10 protein-coding genes and 1 pseudogene are annotated in these 24,036 nt (G+C 64.6%); 7 read left to right on the top strand and 4 right to left on the bottom strand.

Translation table 11 applies throughout. The annotated features are described in order from the left end of the window. Nucleotides 1-97 precede the first annotated feature (97 nt). The 4 genes from F3J15_RS31930 to F3J15_RS37920 form a co-directional block, all read right to left on the bottom strand. Nucleotides 98-1,519: an AmpG family muropeptide MFS transporter gene (locus F3J15_RS31930; RefSeq protein ID WP_069249137.1), complete on the bottom strand. Its 1,422-nt coding sequence runs from the start codon at nucleotides 1,517-1,519 to the stop codon at nucleotides 98-100. Nucleotides 1,520-1,638: 119 nt separating this feature from the next. Further along, entirely contained in the window at nucleotides 1,639-2,247 is a 609-nt protein-coding gene (gene metW, locus F3J15_RS31925) for a methionine biosynthesis protein MetW (RefSeq protein WP_006755281.1), read from the bottom strand. Next, nucleotides 2,244-3,389: a homoserine O-acetyltransferase gene (locus F3J15_RS31920; RefSeq protein ID WP_166896192.1), complete on the bottom strand. Its 1,146-nt coding sequence runs from the start codon at nucleotides 3,387-3,389 to the stop codon at nucleotides 2,244-2,246. Before F3J15_RS31920 ends, metW begins: the two co-directional genes overlap by 4 nt. Nucleotides 3,390-4,007: 618 nt before the next feature. Beyond that, entirely contained in the window at nucleotides 4,008-4,244 is a 237-nt protein-coding gene (locus tag F3J15_RS37920; protein WP_240159194.1) for a hypothetical protein, read from the bottom strand. Here F3J15_RS37920 and F3J15_RS31915 point away from each other — a divergent pair. From F3J15_RS31915 to F3J15_RS31885, 7 genes and pseudogenes are all read left to right on the top strand, one after another. After that, nucleotides 4,243-14,964: a YadA-like family protein gene (locus tag F3J15_RS31915; protein ID WP_240159204.1), complete on the top strand. Its 10,722-nt coding sequence runs from the start codon at nucleotides 4,243-4,245 to the stop codon at nucleotides 14,962-14,964. The genes F3J15_RS37920 and F3J15_RS31915 overlap by 2 nt on opposite strands. Nucleotides 14,965-15,122: 158 nt before the next feature. Then, nucleotides 15,123-15,851 carry an OmpA family protein gene (locus F3J15_RS31910; RefSeq protein ID WP_166896188.1) on the top strand — a complete coding sequence of 243 codons (729 nt, stop codon included), beginning with the start codon at nucleotides 15,123-15,125 and terminating at the stop codon, nucleotides 15,849-15,851. Between the two features lie 107 nt (nucleotides 15,852-15,958). Beyond that, nucleotides 15,959-18,151, top strand: coding sequence for an Ig-like domain-containing protein (locus F3J15_RS31905; RefSeq protein WP_166896186.1), 2,193 nt, complete (start codon nucleotides 15,959-15,961; stop codon nucleotides 18,149-18,151). A gap of 394 nt (nucleotides 18,152-18,545) precedes the next feature. Continuing rightward, nucleotides 18,546-20,888, top strand: a complete 2,343-nt coding sequence (locus tag F3J15_RS31900) for a type I secretion system permease/ATPase (RefSeq protein ID WP_166896184.1) — start codon at nucleotides 18,546-18,548, stop codon at nucleotides 20,886-20,888. Further along, nucleotides 20,885-22,135, top strand: a complete 1,251-nt coding sequence (locus tag F3J15_RS31895) for an HlyD family type I secretion periplasmic adaptor subunit (RefSeq protein ID WP_166896182.1) — start codon at nucleotides 20,885-20,887, stop codon at nucleotides 22,133-22,135. Before F3J15_RS31900 ends, F3J15_RS31895 begins: the two co-directional genes overlap by 4 nt. A 2-nt stretch (nucleotides 22,136-22,137) precedes the next feature. Beyond that, complete coding sequence (locus tag F3J15_RS31890) at nucleotides 22,138-23,613, top strand: TolC family protein (RefSeq protein ID WP_166896180.1); 1,476 nt, start codon at nucleotides 22,138-22,140, stop codon at nucleotides 23,611-23,613. 44 nt (nucleotides 23,614-23,657) lie between these two features. After that, nucleotides 23,658-24,036: pseudogene (locus F3J15_RS31885) on the top strand (hypothetical protein); the annotation flags it as partial.

Raw genomic sequence — 24,036 nt, 5'->3', positions numbered from 1 at the left:
GGGCGCGCCGGCGTCGGTCGCATGGGCGAACCCCGCGGCGAGCGTCGCGGCACCGACGCTCAACGAAGCCGCAACGCGCGCGAGGCGGTGCAGGCCGTTACTGCGCACGGCTGGCCTCGCCGTTGCGTGCGGCACCGTTCCACGGCGCGATCTTGAACAGCAGCAGCATGCCGGGAATCGCGAGCGCGGTACACACGATGAAATAGTCGTACCAGCCGATCTTTGCGACGACGAAGCCGCTCGCGGCCGACGCGAGCGTACGCGGCACCGACGCTAGGCTCGTGAACAGCGCGAACTGCGTGGCCGTATAGCGCGGGTCGGTCGTGCTCGCGATATACGCGACGAACGCGGCCATCGTCAGGCCGGTCGTGAAGGTTTCGAAGCCGTAGACGATCGCGAGGGCGACCGTCATCGGGCTCAGCTTTGGCGTGATCTCGATACCGAACACCGACATGAACGACGCGAGCGCGTGGCTGGCCGCGACCGTGAAGTCGTACAGCACCGCGAGCACCGGCGAACCGGGGCCGACCTGCGCGAGCCACGCGAAGCCGAGCGTCGACACCATCTGCAGCGCACCGAAGATCCACAGCCCACGGCCGATGCCGATCTTCACGAGCCAGACGCCGCCGATGATCCCGCCGGCCACGCTCGCGACGAGCGCGGTGGTCTTCGCGACGATGCCGATTTCGGTGCGCGAGAAGCCGATGTCGAGGAAGAACGACGTCGACAGCGTGGTGGCCATCGTGTCGCCGATCTTGAACAGGAAGATGAACGCGATGACGAGCAGCGCGCCGGCCCAGCCGTCGCGCTGGATGAATTCGCGGAACGGCAGCACGATCGCGTCGCGCAGGTTGCGCGGCGGCGCGCCGACCACTTCCGGCTCGCGCACGACGAGCGTCATCAGGATGCCCGGCAGCATGAACGCTCCGGTGAGTGCGAACACGGCGTCCCACGGCAGGTGGTCGGACAGGATCAGCGCGAGCGAGCCGGGGATCAGCGCGGCAAGCTTGTACGCATTCACGTGCACCGCGTTGCCGAGGCCCTGCTCGGTGTCGCGCAGCAGCTCGCGGCGGTACGCGTCGATCACGATGTCGGCGCTCGCGCCGAAGAACGCGACGAGCGTGGTGAGCGCGGCGACCGTCCAGATCGAGTCGCGCGGCGACACGAAGCCGAGCGCGGCGATCGCACCCGCGACCAGCAACTGCGTGAGCAGCAGCCAGCCGCGCCGGCGGCCCGGCCGCCAGCCGGGCAGGCGCGGGACGTAGCGGTCCATCAGCGGCGCCCACAGGAACTTCCACGTGTACGGGAACTGGATCAGCGCGAACAGGCCGATTTCCTTCAGGTTCACGCCCTCGGAGCGCAGCCATGCCTGCACGAGGTAGACGAGCGTGAAGAGGGGCAGACCCGACGTGAAACCGAGGAACACGCAGATCAGCATGTGCGTGTTCAGATAGGCTCGCCAGCCGGGGTGATCCTCGTGAGCGGTGAGTGCGGGCGCCTCGTGTGGCGTTTTCGACATGGACTGGAACTGGATAGCGTTGACTGATTGCGGCGGCAGCGCAGGCGGCGGCGCGGGTCGCACAGCGGCGCGGCCGCACGTGCGTGCGGGCCGACGGCGTCCGTCAACGGCTCCCCGGCTCAGCTGCGCTTGACGCGGTAGACAGCAAGACTACCACGCCAGTTCGCTCCCCATCGAATCGGTTGGCCTTCGTGCAGCACCACGCGGTCGAGGATCGTCACGCCGACTTCGGGCGCGAGCGCCTCGAAATCCTCGATCGTCAGCACCCGGACGTTCGGCGTGTTGTGCCACTGGTAAGGCAGCGATTTCGACACCGGCATCCGGCCGTTCAGCACCGACAGCCGGTGCGGCCAGTAGCCGAAATTCGGGAACGACACGATGCACTCGCGCCCGACCCGCGCGGTTTCGCGCAGGATCGCGGCCGTCTGGTGGATCGTCTGCAACGTCTGCGACAGGATCGCGATGTCGAAGCTGTGGTCCTCGAACAGGCGCAGGCCGTCTTCCAGGTTCTGCTGGATCACGTTGATGCCGTTCTTCGCGCTCGCGAGCACGCCCGCGTCGTTCAGCTCGATCCCGTAGCCGGTCACGTCCAGTTCTTCCATCAGCAGCGCGAGCAACGAGCCGTCGCCGCAACCGAGGTCGAGCACCGTCGAGCGCGGTTCGACCCAGCGCGCGATCGTGCGGAAGTCCGCGCGCGCGGACAGGGAATTCAGCGCCTGCTGGTTCATGCACTCACCTCGATGGCGATTCGTTCGTAATACGCGCGGATCAGGTTGTGATAGCGCGCGTCGTCGAGCAGGAATGCGTCGTGGCCGTGCGGCGCATCGATTTCCGCGTAGCTGACCGTGCGCTTGTTGTCGAGCAGCGCCTTCACGATCTCGCGCGAGCGGGCCGGCGCGAAACGCCAGTCGGTCGAGAAGCTCGCGATCAGGTATTTCGCCTGCGTGTGCGCAAGCGCGGCCTTCAGGTTGCCGTCGAACGCCTTGGCCGGGTCGAAGTAATCGAGTGCGCGCGTGATCAGCAGATAGGTGTTCGCGTCGAAGTAGTCGGCGAACTTGTCGCCCTGGTAGCGCAGGTACGACTCGACCTCGAATTCGACGTCGAAGCTGAAGTTGTACGCGTCGAGCGCGCCGTCGGCGCGGCGCAGCGCGCGGCCGAATTTCTCGGCCATGTCGTCGTCGGACAGGTACGTGATGTGGCCGATCATCCGCGCGACGCGCAGGCCGCGCTTCGGCTTCACGCCGTGCGCGTAGTAGTCGCCGCCGTGGAAATCGGGATCGGACAGGATCGCCGAGCGCGCGACCTCGTTGAATGCGATGTTCTGCGCGGACAGCTTCGGTGTCGACGCGATGTCGATACAGTGCGCGACGCGCTCCGGATACATCAGGCTCCACGCGAGCGCCTGCATGCCGCCGAGGCTGCCGCCCATCACCGCGGCGAAGCGCTCGATGCCGAATGCGTCGGCCACGCGCGCCTGCGCGTGCACCCAGTCCTCGACGGTGACGACCGGAAAGCTGGCGCCGTACGGCTTGCCGGTCGACGGATCGATGCTCATCGGGCCGGTCGAGCCGAAACACGAGCCGAGGTTGTTCACGCCGATCACGAAGAAGCGGTTGGTATCGAGCGGCTTGCCCGGGCCGACCATGTTGTCCCACCAGCCGGTGCTGCGCGGATCGTCCGCATAGACGCCGGCGACGTGGTGCGACGCGTTGAGCGCGTGGCAGACGAGCACCGCGTTCGAGCGCGCGGCGTTGAGTTCGCCGTACGTCTCGACGACGAGCTGATAGTTGCCGATCACGCTGCCGCTTTGCAAGCGCAGCGGTTCGGCGAAATGCATGGTCTGTGGAGCGACGATGCCGATCGATTCCATTCGTTCCGCCTTATGACTGGGCAGCTAAACGGTGTCGGCGATGCGCGGAGGCGAAGGTGCGCGGCTGACGACCTCTTTAGCCGCATTTGTAGTGAACCGCCAAGGCAAAGACAACATCAACGCCCCGGTCGGTTCGCGCGCCCGCAATCGAGTCAGCAAATCGGCGCGCTTCCGACCTGCCGCCCGAGGCGGGCGACAGTCGGCAAAGTATAGCGGATTTTCCACGTGAGCGAGCGGTCCGGGCGACCACGCTCGAGCGGGAGCCGACGCATGCCGTCTGGCGCCATTGCTCAACGAATCGCGTTGTCGCCGTGAATTTTTAATACAGAAAATATCGAATTGTTTGAAGACGGGTGCGACAGGCTAAATCCTTCAAATCCTGTAACGTTTATTCAAAATTAAAAATAATTCGTACAAGTTCTAAATGAATTTTATTTGATTTGGTTCGCGTCCTGTTTTTGAGATGAGGGCATGCCAATAGAGTTTCAACCAGCTTTCAGTATCCGGTTGAAACGCGCGATTTCGCAGCGCCGTCGGCATGATCTTCCCCGCCCGTGTCCATGCGATTTCTCAGAATGTACGTTTCGCATTTCTTTCCGGAAAGCCGTAAGCGTTGAGCTACTTGTCACCGCTCTCGCCGAGTCGTCGCATCGATATGTCGGTGCAAAGCCGATGCGCGTCGAGGAGAGGTTTACCAAAGGAAAAGGTTCGTATGAACAAGTCGTATCGTGTCGTGTGGAATGCCTCGACCAGCACTTGGTGCGCGGCATCGGAAATTGCACGGGGGCGCTCGAAATCTTCGCGCTCCGCGAAATCGAAAATTGCGGCGGCCACTGCGCTTGTCGTGGCCTCCATGGGATCCGCCTATGCGGACGAAGTCGACGCGGCAGATCCAGCGCTCGACGATCCGATCCACCTGACCGACGCCAAGCAGGATGATCCGCAAGCGCTCAAGCGGAGTGTTCCCGATACCCGGGCAGTCGTGACCGACAACAGCGCCTACGTGAAGATCAATGCGAAGGGCGACGGCACGGATAACGCGTCGGCGACGGGCGTGAACGCGCTGGCGATCGGCAGCAAGGCCGCGGCGAAGGGCGAGAATTCGGTCGCGATCGGTACCGGCGCGAGCACGGTTCCGACTACTTTGGGCGGCGGTGCGGTGGCGATCGGCGACACGGCGGCGGCGGCCGGCAACAACGTCGCGCTCGGCGCCAAGGCCTCGGCACTCGGCGATCAAGGGGCGATTGCGCTGGGGGGCGGAGCCAATGCGTCCGGCAAGGCGTCGATCGCGCTGGGCAACGAGGCACAGGCGGGCGGTTGGGGTGCCTATGCGCTGGGCCGGAAGGCGAACGCGACGGCGCAATCCGCGCTGGCGATTGGCGATTCGGCGCAGGCGACGCGGGCAGGCACGACGGCGATCGGCTCGCAGGCCGCGGCGGCTGGGGAAAATGCAATCGCTATCGGTCAGAACGCGGCGGCGCGCGGCGCCGATTCGCTGGCACTCGGTTCGTATTCGGAAGCTGACCGGGATCAGACGGTATCGGTCGGTACCGCCGGCTTCGAACGTCAGATCGTCAACGTCGGCCGCGGTACGACGGCGACCGACGCCGTCAACGTTGCACAGCTCAAGGGCGTGACCGATGTGCTGGGCGGCAATGCTGCCGTCGGTGCGGACGGCAACATCAAGAAGCCGGGCTACACGATCGCCGGCAAGACCTACGACAACGTCGGCGATGCGCTGCTGGCGGCATCTGAGTCGGGCGGCGGGGCGGAAAACGCGGTCGAGTACGACTCCACCGCGAAGAATTCGGTGACCCTCGGCGGCACCGGCTCGGCCGCGGTCAAGCTCACCAACGTGCGTGCGGCCACGCTGTCGGCGAACAGCACGGACGCCGTCAACGGCGCGCAATTGTTTGCGACCAACAACCGCGTGACCAACGTCGAGCAGTCGCTGCACGATAGCGGCCTGATCGATCCGTCGACGGGCGAGTCGCTCGCGGTCGTCTACAAGGATGCGACGAAGAGCACCGTTGCGCTGGGCGGCACGGGCGGTACGACCGTCACGAACGTGAAGGCCGGCAAGGTCGCATCGACGAGCAAGGACGCCGTGAACGGCGGTCAGTTGTACGACGTATCGTCGAGCGTCGCATCCGCACTCGGCGGCGAAACCACCGTCAATACGGACGGCACCCTTTCGAAGCCGACCTACAAGGTCGGCGACAAGACCTACAACAACGTCGGCGACGCGCTGCAGGCGGCGGCTTCCGCGGGCGGTGCCGGCGGCGAGGATGCGAACGCCGTGCATTATGACGGTGCGGGCAAGTCGAGCGTGACGCTGGGCGGCACGGGCGCATCGAAGCCGGTCGCGCTGAAGAACGTCGCGACGGGCACGGCCGGTACCGATGCCGTCAACGTGGCCCAGCTTGAGGGCGGCTTGAGCGACGTCAAGGACGAGATCAAGAAGGACCTCGGCGACGGCACGCTCGACATGAAGTACATCAAGGTCAATGCCACGGGCATGCAGGCGAATGCGCTGGGCAAGAACAGCGTGGCGATCGGCTCGACAGCGAACGCGACGAACGTCAATACGCTCGCGATCGGCTCGGGCGCCCGGGCAACGGGTGTGAACTCGGTCGCGATCGGTGTGAACTCGGTCGCGACGGACGCCGATACCTTGTCGGTAGGCGATGTGGGCGACACACGCCGCATCGTCAACGTCAGCGATGGCATTGACGCTCACGATGCGGTCACCATGAAGCAACTGACCGACGCGATGCACACCGCCAATACGCAACTCGACCAGAAGATGACGCGGATGACGCGCGACGTCTCGGCGAAGCCGGGCAGTTTCGTCGCGGTCGAAGGGGTGGGAGCGGACGGCAGCTTGCCGGCCGTAGCGTCGATGAACGGCCGCGATCCGACTCTGGGTACGGCGGCTGCCATCGGGGTATCGAGTGCGGCTGGAGGCACCGGCGCGATCGCGGTCGGTCTGCAGGCGGCGGCCCTTTCGGATCATTCGGTTGCGATCGGCAGCGTTGCACAGACGGGGGTCGAGCAGGAGTATTCGGTCGCGATCGGTAGCAAGGTCACGACGAATGGTCCGGGCGCGCTGGCAATCGGTTCTCGTGCGAAGGCCAACGGTGAAAATGCGGTGGCGGTCGGCAACAACGGCGTGATGGCCATTGGCAAGAGCTCGATCGCCATCGGCGACAAAGCGACGACGACGGGCAGTTCCGTGAACGGCGTTGCGCTGGGTAAGTCCGCGAGTGTCGAGCAAAACGCCACGGATGCCATTGCACTGGGTGCCAACGCGCGTGTTGCGTCGGGTAATAACGGCGGCATCGCACTGGGCGCCAATTCTGTTGCCAACCGCGGTAACGCGCTTTCTGTCGGGTCGAATTCGCTCCAGCGTCAGGTCGTCAATGTCGCAAAGGGTACGCAAGATAACGACGCGGTGAACGTGAGCCAGTTGAAGGGCGTGACGAATGCGCTCGGCGGCGGTGCGGGCATCGATACGGATGGCAGCATCAAGGCTCCGACGTACAAGGTTGGCGACACGACGTACAACAACGTCGGCGACGCGCTCGACGCGATGGCGAAGAACGGTGGCTCTGACCCGAACGCGGTCGCGTACGACAGCGCCGCGAAGGACAAAGTGACGCTGGCCGGCAAGACTGGCACGACGCTGTCGAACGTGAAGGCTGGTACGGCTGACATGGATGCGGTGAACGTGTCGCAGTTGAAGTCGTCGGGCCTGATCGATGGCGACGGCAAGTCGCTTGCTGCAATTACTTACGACAAGAACGCAGACGGTACGCCGAACTACAAGTCGGCAACGCTGGCGGGTGCCGGCGGCACGAAGCTGACGAACGTGAAGGCAGCCGAACTGTCGGCGACGAGCACGGACGCGGTGAACGGCTCGCAACTGTTCGCGACGAACGAGAACCTTGGCAACCTGAAGGACACGCTGACGGATGGTGGCGTCATCGACAAGAAGACGGGCGAATCGCTGGCGGTGGTGTACGACAGCACGTCGAAGGACAAGGTGACGTTGGCGGGCAAGACGGGCACGACGCTGTCGAACGTGAAGGCCGGTACGGCTGACCTGGACGCGGTGAACGTGTCGCAGTTGAAGTCGTCGGGCCTGATCGATGGTGACGGCAAGTTGCTTGCTGCAATCACTTACGACAAGAACGCAGACGGTACGCCGAACTACAAGTCGGCAACGCTGGCGGGTGCCGGCGGCACGAAGCTGACGAACGTGAAGGCAGCCGAACTGTCGGCGACGAGCACGGACGCGGTGAACGGCTCGCAACTGTTCGCGACGAACGAGAACCTTGGCAACCTGAAGGACACGCTGACGGATGGTGGCGTCATCGACAAGAAGACGGGCGAATCGCTGGCGGTGGTGTACGACAGCACGTCGAAGGACAAGGTGACGTTGGCGGGCAAGACGGGCACGACGCTGTCGAACGTGAAGGCCGGTACGGCTGACCTGGACGCGGTGAACGTGTCGCAGTTGAAGTCGTCGGGCCTGATCGATGGTGACGGCAAATCGATTGCCGCGGTGACGTACGACAAGAAAACGGACGGTACGCCGAACTACAACTCGGTGACGTTGGGCGGCGGGAAGTCGACGGGTCCGGTGACGTTGTCGAACGTGGCTCAAGGCAAGGCCAACACGGACGCGGTGAATGTCGAGCAACTGACGAAGGCGATCAGCGACGTCGAAGGCGGCATGAACCCGCTGGCCGTGTCGTACGACACCGTGGCGAAGGACAAGGTGACGCTGACGGGTGAGAAGGGCACGACGCTGACGAACCTGAATGCAGGCAAGGTGAGCGCGGACAGCAAGGACGCGGTCAACGGTTCGCAGCTGTACGGCACGGCGAAGAGCGTGGCGGATGTGCTGGGTGGTGGCTCGACGGTGGACGAAAGCGGCAAGGTGAAAGCGCCGACGTACACGCTGGTCGACCCGTCGGACGATAAGAAGAAGGTCGATTACCACACGGTAGGCGACGCGCTGGAGAACCTTGACGGTCGAGTGGCAGGCAACACGGGCGACATCACGAACATCAAGAACCAGTTCAAGGAAACGGGTCTGGTGGACGCGGATGGCGATACGCGTGCTGCGGTGACGTACGACAAGAACAAGGACGGCACGCCGAACTACAAGTCGGCGACGCTGGCCGGTGCCGGCGGCACGAAGCTGACGAACGTGGCGGCCGGTACGGCTGACATGGATGCGGTGAACGTGTCGCAGCTGAAGTCGTCGGGCCTGATCGATGGTGATGGCAAGTCGATTGCTGCGGTCACGTACGACAAGAAAACGGACGGCACGCCGAACTACGAGTCGGTGACGCTGGCGGGCAAGACGGGCACGAAGCTGACGAACGTGAAGGCGGCTGAACTGTCGGCGACGAGCACGGACGCGGTGAACGGCTCGCAACTGTTCGCGACGAACGAGAACCTCGGCAACCTGAAGGACACGTTGACGGATGGCGGTGTCATCGACAAAAAGACGGGCGAATCGTTGGCGGTGGTGTACGACAGCACGTCGAAGGACAAGGTGACGTTGGCCGGCAAGACGGGCACGACGCTGTCGAACGTGAAGGCCGGTACGGCTGACCTGGACGCGGTGAACGTGTCGCAGTTGAAGTCGTCGGGCCTGATCGATGGTGACGGCAAGTCGATTGCCGCGGTGACGTACGACAAGAAAACGGACGGTACGCCGAACTACAACTCGGTGACACTGGGCGGCGGGAAGTCGACGGGTCCGGTGACGCTGTCGAACGTGGCTCAAGGCAAGGCCGGCACGGACGCGGTGAACGTCGATCAACTGACGAAAGCGATCAGCGACGTGGAAGGCGGCATGAACCCGCTGGCCGTGGCGTACGACAACGCGTCAAAGGACAAGGTGACGCTGGCCGGCAAGACGGGTACGACGCTGTCGAACGTTGCGGCCGGTAAGGCTGACACGGACGCGGTGAACGTATCGCAACTGAAGTCGTCGGGCCTGGTTGATGGTGACGGCAAGTCGCGTGCTGCGGTGACGTACGACAAGAACGCGGACGGTACGCCGAACTTCAAGTCGGCAACGCTGGCGGGTGTGGGTGGCACGACGCTGTCGAACGTTGCGGACGGCAAGGCGGACAAGGACGCGGTGAACGTATCGCAACTGAAGTCGTCGGGTCTGATCGATGGCGACGGCAAGGCATTGGCCGCGCTGACGTACGACAAGAACGCGGACGGTACGCCGAACTTCAAGTCGGCGACGTTGGCGGGCGTTGGTGGCACGACGCTGTCGAACGTTGCGGACGGTAAGGCAGACAAGGACGCGGTGAACGTATCGCAACTGAAGTCGTCGGGCCTGGTCGACGGTGACGGCAAGTCGCGTGCTGCGGTGACGTACGACAAGAACGCGGACGGTACGCCGAACTTCAAGTCGGCAACGCTGGCGGGTGTGGGTGGCACGACGCTGTCGAACGTAGCGGCGGGCAAGGCGGACAAGGATGCGGTGAACGTATCGCAACTGAAGTCGTCGGGTCTGATCGATGGCGACGGCAAGGCATTGGCCGCGGTGACGTATGACAAGAACGCGGACGGCACGCCGAACTACAAGTCGGCAACGCTGGCGGGTGTCGGCGGCACGACGCTGTCGAACGTTGCGGACGGCAAGGCGGACAAGGACGCGGTGAACGTATCGCAACTGAAGTCGTCGGGCCTGATCGATGGCGACGGCAAGGCATTGGCCGCGCTGACGTACGACAAGAACGCAGACGGCACGCCGAACTACAAGTCGGCGACGCTGGCCGGTGTCGGCGGCACGACGCTGTCGAACGTTGCGGACGGCAAGGCGGACAAGGACGCGGTGAACGTATCGCAACTGAAGTCGTCGGGCCTGATCGGTGAAGACGGTAAGTCACGTGCTGCGGTGACGTACGACAAGAACGCGGACGGTACGCCGAACTACAAGTCGGCGACGCTGGCCGGTGTCGGTGGCACGACGCTGTCGAACGTTGCGGACGGCAAGGCGGACAAGGATGCGGTAAACGTATCGCAGCTGAAGTCGTCGGGCCTGATCGGTGACGACGGCAAGTCGCGTGCTGCAGTGACGTACGACAAGAACGCGGACGGCACGCCGAACTACAACTCGGCGACGCTGGCCGGTGCCGGCGGCACGAAGCTGTCGAACGTTGCGGACGGCAAGGCGGACAAGGACGCGGTGAACGTATCGCAACTGAAGTCGTCGGGCCTGATCGATGGCGACGGCAAGTCGTTGGCTGCGGTGACGTACGACAAGAACAAGGACGGCACGCCGAACTACAAGTCGGTGACGCTGGCCGGTGTCGGCGGCACGAAGCTGACGAACGTGAAGGCAGCCGAACTGTCGGCGACGAGCACGGACGCGGTGAACGGCTCGCAACTGTTCGCGACGAACGAGAACCTTGGCAACCTGAAGGACGCGCTGACGGATGGTGGCGTCATCGACGAAAAGACGGGTGAATCGCTGGCGGTGGTGTACGACAGCACGTCGAAGGACAAGGTGACGCTGTCTGGCGAGAAGGGCACGACGCTGACGAACGTGAAGGCCGGTACGGCTGACCTGGACGCGGTGAACGTGTCGCAGTTGAAGTCGTCGGGCCTGATCGATGGTGACGGCAAGTCGATTGCCGCGGTGACGTACGACCGTAACACGGACGGCACGCCGAACTACAACTCGGTGACGCTGGGCGGCGGGAAGTCGACCGGCCCGGTGACGTTGTCGAACGTGGCAAAGGGCCAGGCCGGCACCGATGCCGTCAACGTCGACCAGTTGGACGACATGTATGACAGGCTCACCAACGGCTCGATCGATCTCAAGTACATCAAGGTCTATTCGAAGGACGGTCTTCAGGCGAATGCGCTGGGCACGAACAGCGTCGCGATCGGCCCGAGTGCAGTGGCAACGAAGCCATATACGCTGGCCTTGGGATCGGGCGCGCGAGCGAACGGCGCCTTCTCGGTGGCAATCGGCGCCAACTCGATTGCCGACGACGACAACACCGTGTCGGTAGGTGACGTGGAGGCGACACGCCGAATCGTCAACGTCAGCGACGGCATTGACGCTCACGATGCGGTCACCATGAAGCAGCTGACCGACGCGATGCACACCGCCAATACGCAACTCGACCAGAAGATGACGCGGATGACGCGCGACGTCTCGGCGAAGCCGGGCAGTTTCGTCGCGGTCGAAGGGGTGGGGGCGGACGGCAGCTTGCCGGCCGTAGCGTCGATGAACGGCCGCGATCCGAATCTGGGTACGGCTGCCGCCATCGGGGTAGCGAGTGCGGCTGGAGGCACCGGTGCGATCGCGATCGGTCTGCAGGCGGCGGCCCTTTCGGATCATTCGGTTGCGATCGGCAGCGTTGCACAGACGGGGGTCGAGCAGGAGTATTCGGTCGCGATCGGTAGCAAGGTCACGACGAATGGTCCGGGCGCGCTGGCAATCGGTTCTCGTGCGAAGGCCAACGGTGAAAATGCGGTGGCGGTCGGTAACAACGGCGTGATGGCCATTGGCAAGAGCTCGATCGCCATGGGCGACAAAGCGACGACGATGGGCGGTAGCGTGAACAGCATCGCTATCGGTACGAACGCGACCGTGAACCAGAACGTGGCCGACGCCGTCGCGCTCGGGGCGAATTCGAAGGCGCTTCAGTCGAACAGCGTCGCGTTGGGTGCCGGCTCGCTCGCGGATCGTGCGAATGCGCTGTCTATCGGCGCGGCAGGCGCCGAACGCCAGATCGTCCACGTCGCCAAGGGTACGCAGAACACCGACGCGGTCAACCTCAGCCAGCTCAAGGGTCTGGCCGACGTGGTCGGCGGCGGTACGGGCTTCGACGCGAACGGCGACGTGACTGCACCGACGTACACGATCGACGGCAAGGAGTACCACAACGTCAACGACGCACTGCAGGCTGCTGCGAAGAGTGGCGGTGATGGCAGCAGTGGCACGGATCCGAATGCGGTTGCCTATGACGGCGAGCAGAAGGACAAGGTGACGCTGGCCGGCCAGAATGGCACGACGCTGTCGAACGTAGCGGCAGGCAAGGCCGACACGGACGCGGTGAATGTGTCGCAACTGAAGTCGTCGGGCCTGATCGGCGAGGACGGCAAGTCGGTTGCTGCGGTGACGTATGGCAAGAACACCGACGGCACGCCGAACTACGAGTCGGTGACGCTGGCGGGCGAGACGGGCACGAAGCTGACGAACGTGAAGGCGGCCGAACTGTCGGCGACGAGCACGGACGCGGTGAACGGCTCGCAACTGTTCGCGACGAACGAGAACCTCGGCAACCTGAAGGACGCGCTGACGAATGGCGGTGTCGTTGACAAAACGACGGGCGAATCGCTTGCCGTGGTGTACGACAGCACGTCGAAGGACACGGTGAAGCTGGCCGGCGAGAAGGGCACGACGCTGTCGAACGTGGCGGCGGGCAAGGCTGACCTGGACGCGGTGAACGTGTCGCAGCTGAAGTCGTCGGGCTTGATCGGCGAGAACGGCAAGGCGCTTGCAGCCGTGACCTACGATACGCACGCCGACGGCACCACGAACTTCGCTTCCGTGACGTTCGGTGGCATGAACGCCGGCGTCCCTGTCGCGCTGCATAACGTTGCGGCCGGCAAGACGTCGACGGACGCGGTGAACGTGTCGCAGTTGAAGGGCGTGACCGACGTTATCGGCGGTGGCACGGGCATCGATGCGGACGGCAAGATTACCGCGCCGGTCTATACGGTCGACGGCAAGGATTACGCGTCGGTCGGCGATGCAATCAAGGCCCTGGAGCAGCGTGAAGGCGGGACCGGCAACGGTACGAACCCGAATGCAGTCGTCTATGACAACGCAACCAAGGACGTGGTGACGTTGGCAGGGGCGAAGGGCACGGTGATTCGTAACGTCGCGGACGGCTCGCTCGCCGATACCAGCACCGAAGCTGTCAACGGCGGTCAGGTGAATTACCTCGCGCAGAGCATCGCAGACAGTCTCGGTGGCGGCGCGAAGTTCGACCCGGCAACCGGCGATATCTCGGCGCCGACGTATGAGCTGACTGCGGCGGATGGTTTGACGAACACCTACGACAACGTCGGTGATGCGTTCAAGCACGTCGACGAGCGCGTGTCGACGCACACGACGCAGATCGAGTCGCTGGAGAAGGGTGTCGCGAATGCGGTTCAGTACGACAACGCAACGCATACCTCCGTCACGCTCGGTGGCGCAGGCACGGCGCCTGTCATGCTGAAGAACGTCGCGGATGGTGTCGACGAAACCGATGCGGTCAACGTGCGGCAACTGCGCTCGGCTGGCCTGGTCGGTGAAGACGGCAAGCTGCAATCGGCGGTCGTGTATGACAAGAACGCGGATGGCACGACGAACTACGGTTCGGTGACACTCGGTGGAGTCGGTGCGGCGACGCCGGTCGCCCTGCACAACGTGGCGGCGGGTAAGGCTGCGACGGATGCGGTGAACGTCAGCCAGTTGAGTGGCGTGACAGACGCGCTGGGCGGCGGAGCGAAGATCGACGAAAACGGCAACGTCGTCGCGCCGGACTACAAGGTGGGGGGTAATTCCTTCAACAACGCAGGTGACGCACTGACCGACATCGATGGCCGGGTCAAGGAGATCCAGAAGAATCTCGGTGACGTTCCGAACTTGTCTGGCGCTGTCGCGTACGACAAGAACGCGGATGGCACGGTGAACTTCGGCAAGGTGACGTTGGGCAACGGCCAGTCGTCGGGGCCGGTGGTGCTGACGAACGTTGCGGACGGCAAGAGCCGGTACGACGCCGTGAACTTCGGCCAGTACTCGGAGCTGAAAGGTCGCGTCGACAAGATCGACGAGCATCTGAGCACGGCGACCACGCCGGGCGACGGCAACAACGGCAACAACGGCAACTCGGGCAAGAACGGCAACGATCTGGTCCACGGCACGGGCGGCAGCGGCAAGGACAAGGCGGATATCCTCGCTGCCAACCCCGGTACCGGCAACGGCAACATCGCTGTCGGCTCCGACTCGCAGATCGCCGATGGCAAGAACAACGGCACGGCGATCGGTGCAGGTTCGAAGGTTCAGGCCGACGACGGTACGGCGTTGGGTCACGGCGCAACCGTATCGTCCGGTGCGACCAACTCGGTTGCGCTGGGCAGCGGGTCGAAGGCAACCGAAGCCAACACCGTGTCGATCGGTTCGGACGGCCACGAGCGCCGGCTCGTCAATGTCGCGGATGCCGTGAACAAGACGGATGCCGTCAACAAGGGGCAACTCGACCGGGCAATCGGCGGGATGCAAGGTCAGATCAACGACATGTCGCGCAATGCCTATTCGGGTATCGCGGCGGCCACGGCGTTGACGATGATTCCGGGTGTCGATCCGGGCAAGACCTTGTCGTTCGGTATCGCCGGTGCGTCGTACAAGGGCTATCAGGCGGTCGCGATGGGCGGTGAAGCGCGCATCACGGAAAACCTGAAGATGCGTGCCGGCGTCAGCCTCAGCAGCGGCGGCAACACCTTCGGCGCAGGCGCATCGTATCAGTGGTAAGGCGGCAACGCGGGCCGTTCGGCCCGCGTCGTCACCTGATGCCTGGCATGGCGGGCACTTGCCGCCCGCCACACCAGGCTACCCATCACGCTACGCATGAGCGACTTCATTCCCACCGATCCATTTCCAGGCGTCCGCCTCGAGCGGGCCGATCCATCATGAAAACACCACAACACTTTATCCGCCGCGGCTTGCTCGGCGCATTCGTCGTCCTGCTGAGCGCATGCACGACGCAATCCGGTCCGACGTATACCGTTCGGGCGGTCAAGACCCCCGGCCAGTCCGCGCCCGTCTTTCGCGTGACCTGCGAGGGGCTGGTATCCAGCACGCGCTCGTGTGAAGCGGCCGCGCAGAAGGTCTGTGCAGGCAAGCCGGTTACGCCGGTGCAGGCCGTCGATCGCGTTCGTCGCGGCGCCGCGATGGGCGATCCGCGCGAATTGACGTTCATGTGCGGCGTGCCGCCTCAGGCGAGTGTCGAGCCTCCTGTTGTCGCGCAACCGCAACCGGTCGTGCAGCAGCCGGTTGTCGCGTCTGTCGCGCAGCGTCAGGTGCTGCTGCAAGGCAGCGCGAACTTCGCGTTCGACAGCGCGGCGCTGACGCCGAGCGCTCGCCAGGAGCTCAATCGCTTTCTGGACGTGAATCGTGAGGCTCGATTTCGTCGTGTGACGGTCACGGGCTACACCGATTCGCAGGGGGCGCATGCCCATAACGTTCGACTGTCCGAGGCGCGTGCGCGCGCGGTGGCCACGTACCTGCGCACGGGCGGGCTTCAGGCGGAGCACTTCGCGACCGTCGGCAAGGGCGCGGCGGAGCCCGTCGCCAGCAATGCAACGGCCGAAGGGCGCGCGCAGAACCGGCGAGTCGAAATCGAACTCGAGACGGCATAACGACCGGGATTGACGGCTTCGCGGCCACCGGTGGCGGTTGCCGCGGAGCGAAGGTTGAAATGTCCGGATGACCCCGGGACATCTTGGACTGACACAGGACAATAGAAATGGCAGAGCAGAAAGCAACGACGCGCCCGTCGCGTCCGACGATCGACGCAGTGACCGACAACGTGCCGCCGCACACCGGCGTAATTGAAAACGGCGGGCTGACCAACGACCCGAAGCCGACGGTGAGCGGCCGCGGCGACCCTGGCTCGACGATCCATCTCCTGGTGGATGGCGTCGAAGTCGGGACCGTGATCGTCGGTGCAGACGGCGCATGGAGTTTCGCGCTGACGCAGCCGCTGCACGACGGCGAATATCGCCTGACGGCGCGCGCGAGCAACGACGTCGGCATGAGCGTGCCGTCGACCTCGTACGGCATTCAGGTGGACGTGACGCCGCCGTTGCAGCCGGAGATCGAAGCGGCGACGCCCGGGGCGCAGCCGACGCTGTCGGGCCACGCGGAAGCGTATTCGACGGTCGCGGTCTACGACGGCACGACGCTGCTGGGGACGACGAAGACGGATATCGACGGAAAGTGGACGTTCCAGGTGACGTCGCCGCTGTCGAGCGGCACGCATGCGCTGACGGTGACGGCGATGGACGAGGCGGGCAATACGAGCGCGCGCTCGGCCGGTTTCGACTTGACGGTGGGGCCGGTGGCGCCGCCGGTGCCGCTGGCGAAGGCGGTGCTCGACGACATGGGTCGCGACAGCGGGAAATTCAATTTCGACCGGCTGACGAACGACGGAACGGCGGGCCGGCTGTTGAGCGGTCACCTGACTGTGGCATTGGCAGCCGGCGAAAAGGTACAGGTGTCGACGGACGGCGGCCGGACGTGGATGGATGCGCTGGTGAAGTCGGACGGCACGTGGGTGGCGATCGATTCGAACGCGCATACGGGCAACTGGACGATCCAGACGCGGGTGGTCAACGGGGCAGGGGAAACCGGCGAGCTCAGCTCGACGGATGTTGCCTTGAAGACGTCCGTGCTGCCGCCGACCAGCGTCGACGTGGTGGGCAACACGATCGTGGTGAAATTCGCGGGTTCGCAGGTTCAGGCCGGTTCGGAACTGTCGGTGATGATCGGCAAGCAGTTTTTTCTGCATACGTTGACCCCTGAGGAAATCGCAGCGGGCACCGTGACGTTTGCGAGGCCGGATAACGCTGCAGGCACGCCGGCCGTGGCGATCGTCGATCTCGCGGGCAATGTCTCTCAATATCGAACAGCGCCGTCGTCGTTCGAGTTTAGCGAGAACTTCAACACAGGGCCGACAGGGGGTTTGTTTGATGGACAAGTGATCGATTTGAAGTATTTCAAGCTGACGGGGCTGCGGGAGTTGGGCGGCTATTACTGGGCTCAGGGGATATATAAAGGCAACGAATTCGCGATGGAACCAGGCTTTACGCTATCGGAGCCTTCTTCTTCGATGGCACTGGGTATTACCGGAAAAGTCAAACTCGACCTGAACGACGGCATCACGGCGACACGTTTTTCCTGCGACGTCGGGGATCTCACGACAACCGAGAATTTGGTTTTGACCTTCCTCGATAGTGCAGGCAGGGTGATCTATACGAGCCCCGGGATTTCGCCGAGTCGCGGGATGCATCAGCATGTCACATACGACATGCCGAGCGGCCTGTCGTTCAAGTCGATCGTGTTCGAGCAGACAGGCAATGTCCCTGCCAACAAATTGCTGATATGGGTGGACAATCTCGTGTTTTCCGGTAAAGCGGCGAGTCAGTTGATCGATCCGCCGACGTTGCAGGAAGTGGCCGGGGATGCGGCGTACTACGGCGGGAATGCCGATACGGTATTTACCGTTGGAAACGTGTCGTATTTTTCTCAAAGTGGCACCGGTGTCCACGGTGGCGCAGGCATCGATACGCTGAAGTTGACGGGAGCCAATCAGTTCCTCGACGTGACCAAATTGAATAGCAGCATGACGGAAAAAATCACCGGCATCGAAATCATCGATATCACGGGAAGCGGCGACAATACGCTGAAGCTGTCGATGAAAGACGTGCTGAATCTGGGGCACGAAAACCTGTTCCGCGCGGATGGTCATACGCAGTTGATGGTGAACGGCAATGCCGGCGACCGTGTTCAGTTGTCCGGAATGGACGGGCTCGATGGCGGCAATTGGACGAGCCAGGGTATGGTCGCAATCAACGGCCAAGCCTATGCGCTGTACGAAAACGCCGCGCTACACGTCGAGTTGCTGGTGCAATCGTCGGTCGCGACGCAGTTGATCTGATCTGACTGATTCGCCGGCGCGGCCCGGATCGCGTCACGCAGGACGCGGTTCGAGGCCGCGCCGCTTTTTGTGCGGCCTCCTTCATACATTGCGCGCCCCGCGTGCGCCAATGCGATGCTTATCCGCTCCAAAGAGCAGTATTCGAACTTGTCCCAGTCATTCTGCGATTGATTTGGGACTCGTCTCCTTTTGGCGCGCGGACACATTCCGTAAAGTTTTTATCCTTCAGTCGCAGTGCCATTGGCCGGCGTGATGCCGGGCCGCCAGGTGCCGCGATTGTCAATCCGGTTGCGAGGGTAGGCGCAACCGCCTGTCCCTGCCTGTGTGAAATCGCGGCGCTCCGGTACGTACCGGGACCCTCCGTGAATTTCAGCGGCCAGACAACGACCCCGATATGAATACTCGACCTTCCGATACCGACGCTGGTGGCGGTAACAAACCGATCCTGCCGTCTGCCCTCTCGCGCGACAGCCTGCTCGATTCGGTTGCATGGCTGTGCGATTACTACGGTTTCGGCAAAAGCCATGCAGTCCTGACTTCCGGGCTCGCGATGGAGCGCACGCTGACGCCGTCGCTCGCGGTTGAAGCCCTGACGCACGCAGGTCTGGCCGCGAAGCTGGTGGAGCGTCCGTTCATGCGTTTGCCCGAGCATCTGATGCCGGTCATACTGCTGCGCCGCAACGGCAGCGCGTGCGTGCTGCTCGGGTGGGATGCCGACGATTCGAACGATGGCGACGAGCCGCGCATGCGGTATCGGGCGGTGCTGCCCGAGCTCGGCGCGACGCCGGTCGAGTGCACCGAAGCGGAGCTGGGCGAGACCTATTCCGGCTATGCGATTCTCGTCAAGCCGGAAGCGAAGATCGATGCGCGCTCGGACGACCTGCCGGCCGAGCCGGCCGGACACTGGCTGCTGCATACGCTGTGGCGCTATCGGCGCTACTACACGAGCGCGGCAGTGGGCGCCTTCCTGATCAACGTGCTGGGTCTTGCCAGCGTGTTCTTCACGATGAACGTTTACGACCGCGTCGTCCCGAATCAGGCGTACGCGACGCTGTGGTCGCTCGCGATCGGGGTCGCGCTCGCGATGCTGATGGAGGCGGTGTCGCGTCACGTGCGTGCGCATGTGCTCGACGCGGCCGGCAAGAAGGCCGATCTCGTGCTCGGCAGCCTGCTGTTCCGGCAGGCGATGGCGATCCGGATGGAGCACCGGCCGTCGTCGGCCGGATCGTTTGCGCACCGGCTGCGCGAATTCGAATCGGTACGCGACTTCGCGACGTCGGCAACGCTCTCGGCCGTGTCCGATCTGCCGTTCGTATTCCTGTTCGTCGGCGTGGTGTTCGCGGTCGGCGGCCCGCTCGGCTGGATTCCGCTGTTGATGATCCCGCTGATCGTCGGTCTCGGCACGCTCGTGCAATGGCCGCTCGCGCGAGCGATGCGGCAGAACTTGCGCGAGTCGTCGCTCAAGCAGGGCGTGCTGATCGAGTCGATCGACGGGCTCGAGACGCTGAAGGCCGTCGGCGCGGAAGGGGCCATGCGGCATCGCTGGGACGTGTACAGCGCGAAGACGGCGGCTACGTCGATGCAGTCACGCCAGATCACCAGCATGGCGACCAGTTGCGTGTCCTTCCTGCAGCAAATGCAGACCGTGGCGATCGTGATTGTCGGCGTGTATCTGATCGGCGAGGGCAACCTCACGCAAGGGGCGCTGATCGGTTCGGTGATGCTGGCCGGCCGCGTGACGGCGCCGCTTACCCAGGTGATGGGGCTTGCGCTGCGTTTCCAGCAGGCGAGAGCCGCGCTGCAATCGCTCAACGGACTGATGGCGATGCCGGTCGAGCATGAGCCGGATCAGCATTATCTGGCGCAGCCGCCGCTCACGGGCCATCTGAAGCTCGATGAGGTGTCGTTCGCCTATCCGTCGCCCGGTATGCAGCAGGCCATCCCCGCGCTGGACAAGGTCTCGATGGAGATTCGGCCTGGCGAACGCATCGCGATACTCGGCCGGGTCGGCAGCGGTAAATCGACGCTGCTGCGGTTGATGGGGCGTCTGTACCGGCCGACGGGGGGCAAGCTACTCGCCGACGGGCTGGATGCTGCGCAGATTGCGCCGGCCGACTGGCGCAAGGCATTCGGCTATGTCGGCCAGGACAGTCGGTTGTTCCAGGGCTCGTTGCGCGAGAACGTCACGATCGGCCGGCCCGACGCGACCGCCGCGGAACTGCTGCGCGTGCTGAAACTGACGGGGCTCGATGCGCTGGTGGCGCGCCATCCGCTCGGCATCAATCTGCCGGTCGGAGAAAACGGTCGCGATCTGTCGGGCGGGCAGCGCCAGCTTGTCGCGCTGGCGCGCAGCCTGCTCGTGCAGCCCCATGCGCTGCTGCTCGACGAGCCGACGAGCGCGATGGATACGCAGACGGAAATGGCGTTCATCGAACATCTGAGGCAGGCGAGCGCGGGCCAGACGCTGGTGGTGGTGACGCATCGTACTTCTTTGCTGGCGCTGGTCGACCGGATCGTGATCGTCGATCAAGGCAGGATCGTGATGGACGGCGAGAAGGCGCACGTGCTGGCAGCGCTGTCGGGGCAACCGCCACCGCCGAACGCGGATCAGGCGCCGCCGGAGGCGCTTCGTAAAGGCGCCACGAGAATTCGCGTCGTCGAGCGCGATGCCGGGCGCAGCGCACCGGGTGCAGACAGCGCAGAGGCCGGGGCAATGTCGACTGCGGAGGCATCATGATGCGATCTATCCGGACGGCCTTGCGCCGCAAGCCGGCGCGGCGGTTGAGCGCAGTCGACGCAGCGTACATGAGCGACATCCGCGAGGCGCTGCTCGTGCGTTCGTCCGCCGGCGCGCAGGCGATTCTCTACGTGGTTGCCGTGGTCATCGGCCTGGGGCTCGTATGGGCGCACTTTGCCCGCGTCGAGGAGGTGACGCGCGGCGAGGCGACCGTCGTGTCGCCGAGCCGCGAACAGGTGGTTCAGAGCCTCGAGGGCGGGATCGTCAAGGCGGTGGCCGTGCACGAGGGTGAGGTGGTCGAAAAGGGGCAACTGCTTGCGAAGATCGATCCGGCGCGGGCGGAGTCCAGCTATCGTGAAATGTTGGCGAAGGTGCTGGACCTGAAGGCGAACGTGGCGCGCGCCCGCGCCGAGGCTCAGGGAGGGGCGCTTGTTTTCCCGGACGACGTGCGGCGCGAGCCGGGGCTCGTCGAGCTGACTGTCGCAGCCCATCGGGCACGTCGTCACGCGCTCGACGAACAGGTGGCCGCCCTGAAGCAGAGCCAGGCGCTGGTTCGGCGCGAGATCGCGATGGCGGAGCCGCTGGCGGCGAAGGGGCTGATCTCGGAAGTCGAAATCCTGCGCATGCGGCGTCAGGCGACCGATATCGACGCGCAGATCGCCGAGCGCCGGAGCCGTTTCTCGGCGGATGCCAATACCGAACTGTTGCGGCTCGAGCAGGATCTCCTGCAAACCAACGAAGCGCTGGTCGGCCGCGCGGACGTTCTCGCGCGTACCGACGTCGTTGCGCCGATGCGCGGCGTGGTCAAGAACATCCGTATCCGTACGCCGGGCGGTGTCGTGCAGTCGGGCGAGCACATCATGGAGATTGCGCCGTTCGACGGCCGCCTGCTGGTCGAGGCGCGCATCAAGCCCTCCGATGTCGCGTTTCTGCGGCCGGGGTTGCCGGTACTCGTGAAACTGACCGCCTACGATTTCTCGATCTACGGCGGGTTGCCGGGGCGCGTCGTCAGCATCGGGCCGGATACGCTGAAGGACGAGCAGAAGGCTGCGATGGGGCGGCCGGACGCGCACTATTACCGGCTGATGGTCGAGACGGACACGGACACGCTCACCGCTGGCGGCAAGCGCTTGCCGGTGCTACCCGGCATGCAGGCGACGGTCGATATCCGCACCGGCGAAAAAACCGTGCTCGACTACCTGATGAAGCCGATCTTCAAGGCCCGAGAGGCATTCAGGGAGCGTTGATCGTGACGGCATATCGAAACCATTCGGCAGGCGTACGCGCCTGCAAGGGGCGTGTGCTGTCGCGCATTACCGCGTCGGTGTTCTGGATTGCCGCATCGGCCTGGTGCGCGAGCGCGACGGCTGGTGCGGCCGGTGGGCCGGTGTCCGACGCACGGATCGACGTGCGCGAGCTGTCCGCCCAGGCCGGGCGGAACGAGGCGAACGCCGGGCCGGTTGAACCCGACCGACCGGCGGCGCGCGCCGATGCCTCGGCGCAGCCGCGCATGACCGAGCCCGAATTGCGGCAGATGCTGTATGTCGCGGCGGAGGCGGCCGTCGACGTCAGCCCGCAGGTGCGGCGCATGTACCAGGAATATCAAGCGGCGCAGGCCGATGTCAAGCAGGCGAAAGGGGCGCGCTGGCCGCAATTGCAGGTGAACGGCCAGACGCGTGCCGCGCAGTTCGGCTCGAACGCCGGCAGCGCATACGATCCGGGTAATGCGCTGAGCGTGAACCTGAAGACGACGCTGTTCGACTGGGGGCGCACCGAGAAAGCGATCGGCAGCCGGCGGGATCTCGCGAGCGCAGGTCAGGAGCGTTACGTCGCGCAGATGGAGGATTCCGCCTATCAGGTCACCGGCACGATCGTGGAACTCGCGAAGCAGCGCAACATCGCGGCACTGAGCCAGCGCTTCGCCGACCGGATGGCGCGCCTCGTCGGCATGCTCGAGGAAATCGTCGCGGTCGATCGCGGGCGCGGCAGCGAACTGACCCAGGCGAAAGCGCGCCTGCTGCAGGCCGAGGCGAGCCGTGACGCGGCGCTCGCGAAATGCCGGATCGCCGAGCTGAACCTGCGCAAGCTGGTGGGCGAGCGGCCCGTGCCGATCCCTTCCGTGCCGGTCTGGCCGCTGTATCCGGGCAACCTCGAGCGCCTGATGTCGGCGGTCGACGAGAATCCGCGTCTGCTGCAGACGCGCGCAGAGGCGAATGCGGCCGACCTGAATCGCGACGCGGTGCGGGCGGCCGCCAAGCCGCAGCTCGACTGGGTCGTCAGCACGAATACCGGGCACGATGCGCTGGGGCGCCGGGTGCCGTGGCAGACGATGTTGACCCTGAGCTGGAATGCGTTCACGGGCGGCGCCGCGACCGCGGCGACCGATGCGGCGACTTACCGCGCGCTGGCAGGGTGGCGCCAGGTCGACCAGATGCGGCTGGATCTCGAATACCAGGTGCGCAGTGCCGACGAGGATGCGCATGCGTTCGGCGCGCGCGCGGATCAGTATCGCGATCTGACGGTGGAGTCGGATCGCGTGCGTCACGCGTTCTTCGATCAGTGGTACCACCTTGGGCGGCGCTCGCTGCTCGACGTGCTGATTGCGGAGAGCGACGACTACAACAATCGCGTCAGCGAAGTGGCGTATCGCTTCGACAGCTATGCGGCCACGCTGCGGGGCTACGCGTCGGCCGGCATGCTGGTGCGGTGGCTGCGCGAAGGATGAGGCGTCGAGACGGGCCGGCGTCAGCCGAGTCTTCGGGGAGAATCATGAGTTCAGATCGGATTGTGAGCGGGTTTGCCTTGGTGGTGTTGAGGCCCGCAACTTATCTGCCGCCGCCATACGGTGTCCGGCGCGGTGGCGCCGGCGTGTTTGCGCGGCCGTCGGGGCGCGCGCTGCATCTGCACGCCGGCGCGTTGGCGTGCCGCCCGTCCGGCGATGCGGCGGCGGTGTGGGGCGACCCGCTGCGAGCCGCCGATTTTGGCCACGATAACGTGGCATGGAGCCGCCCCGCGCCGCGCCGCAACACGCGGCGGATGGCGCTGGCCCTGATCGGTGGCGCATTGTTCGGTGCGGCGACGACATGGTTCGGCGGGGTGCTGACCCGGAGCGGCAATGCAAGGATCGATACCGCGCGCGCCAGCGTGC

The organism is Burkholderia sp. Ap-955, assembly GCF_011753045.1.
In the GTDB taxonomy this organism is placed as follows: Bacteria; Pseudomonadota; Gammaproteobacteria; order Burkholderiales; family Burkholderiaceae; genus Burkholderia; species Burkholderia lata_D.
This window is presented reverse-complemented; position numbering and strand designations above follow the sequence as displayed.

Coding starts and splice junctions, on each gene's coding strand:
- F3J15_RS31930 (WP_069249137.1), bottom strand. CDS start 1,519: ATGTCGAAAACGCCACACGAGGCGCCCGCACTCACCGCTCACGAGGAT.
- metW (WP_006755281.1), bottom strand. CDS start 2,247: ATGAACCAGCAGGCGCTGAATTCCCTGTCCGCGCGCGCGGACTTCCGC.
- F3J15_RS31920 (WP_166896192.1), bottom strand. CDS start 3,389: ATGGAATCGATCGGCATCGTCGCTCCACAGACCATGCATTTCGCCGAA.
- F3J15_RS31915 (WP_240159204.1), top strand. CDS start 4,243: ATGGGATCCGCCTATGCGGACGAAGTCGACGCGGCAGATCCAGCGCTC.
- F3J15_RS37920 (WP_240159194.1), bottom strand. CDS start 4,244: ATGGAGGCCACGACAAGCGCAGTGGCCGCCGCAATTTTCGATTTCGCG.
- F3J15_RS31910 (WP_166896188.1), top strand. CDS start 15,123: ATGAAAACACCACAACACTTTATCCGCCGCGGCTTGCTCGGCGCATTC.
- F3J15_RS31905 (WP_166896186.1), top strand. CDS start 15,959: ATGGCAGAGCAGAAAGCAACGACGCGCCCGTCGCGTCCGACGATCGAC.
- F3J15_RS31900 (WP_166896184.1), top strand. CDS start 18,546: ATGAATACTCGACCTTCCGATACCGACGCTGGTGGCGGTAACAAACCG.
- F3J15_RS31895 (WP_166896182.1), top strand. CDS start 20,885: ATGATGCGATCTATCCGGACGGCCTTGCGCCGCAAGCCGGCGCGGCGG.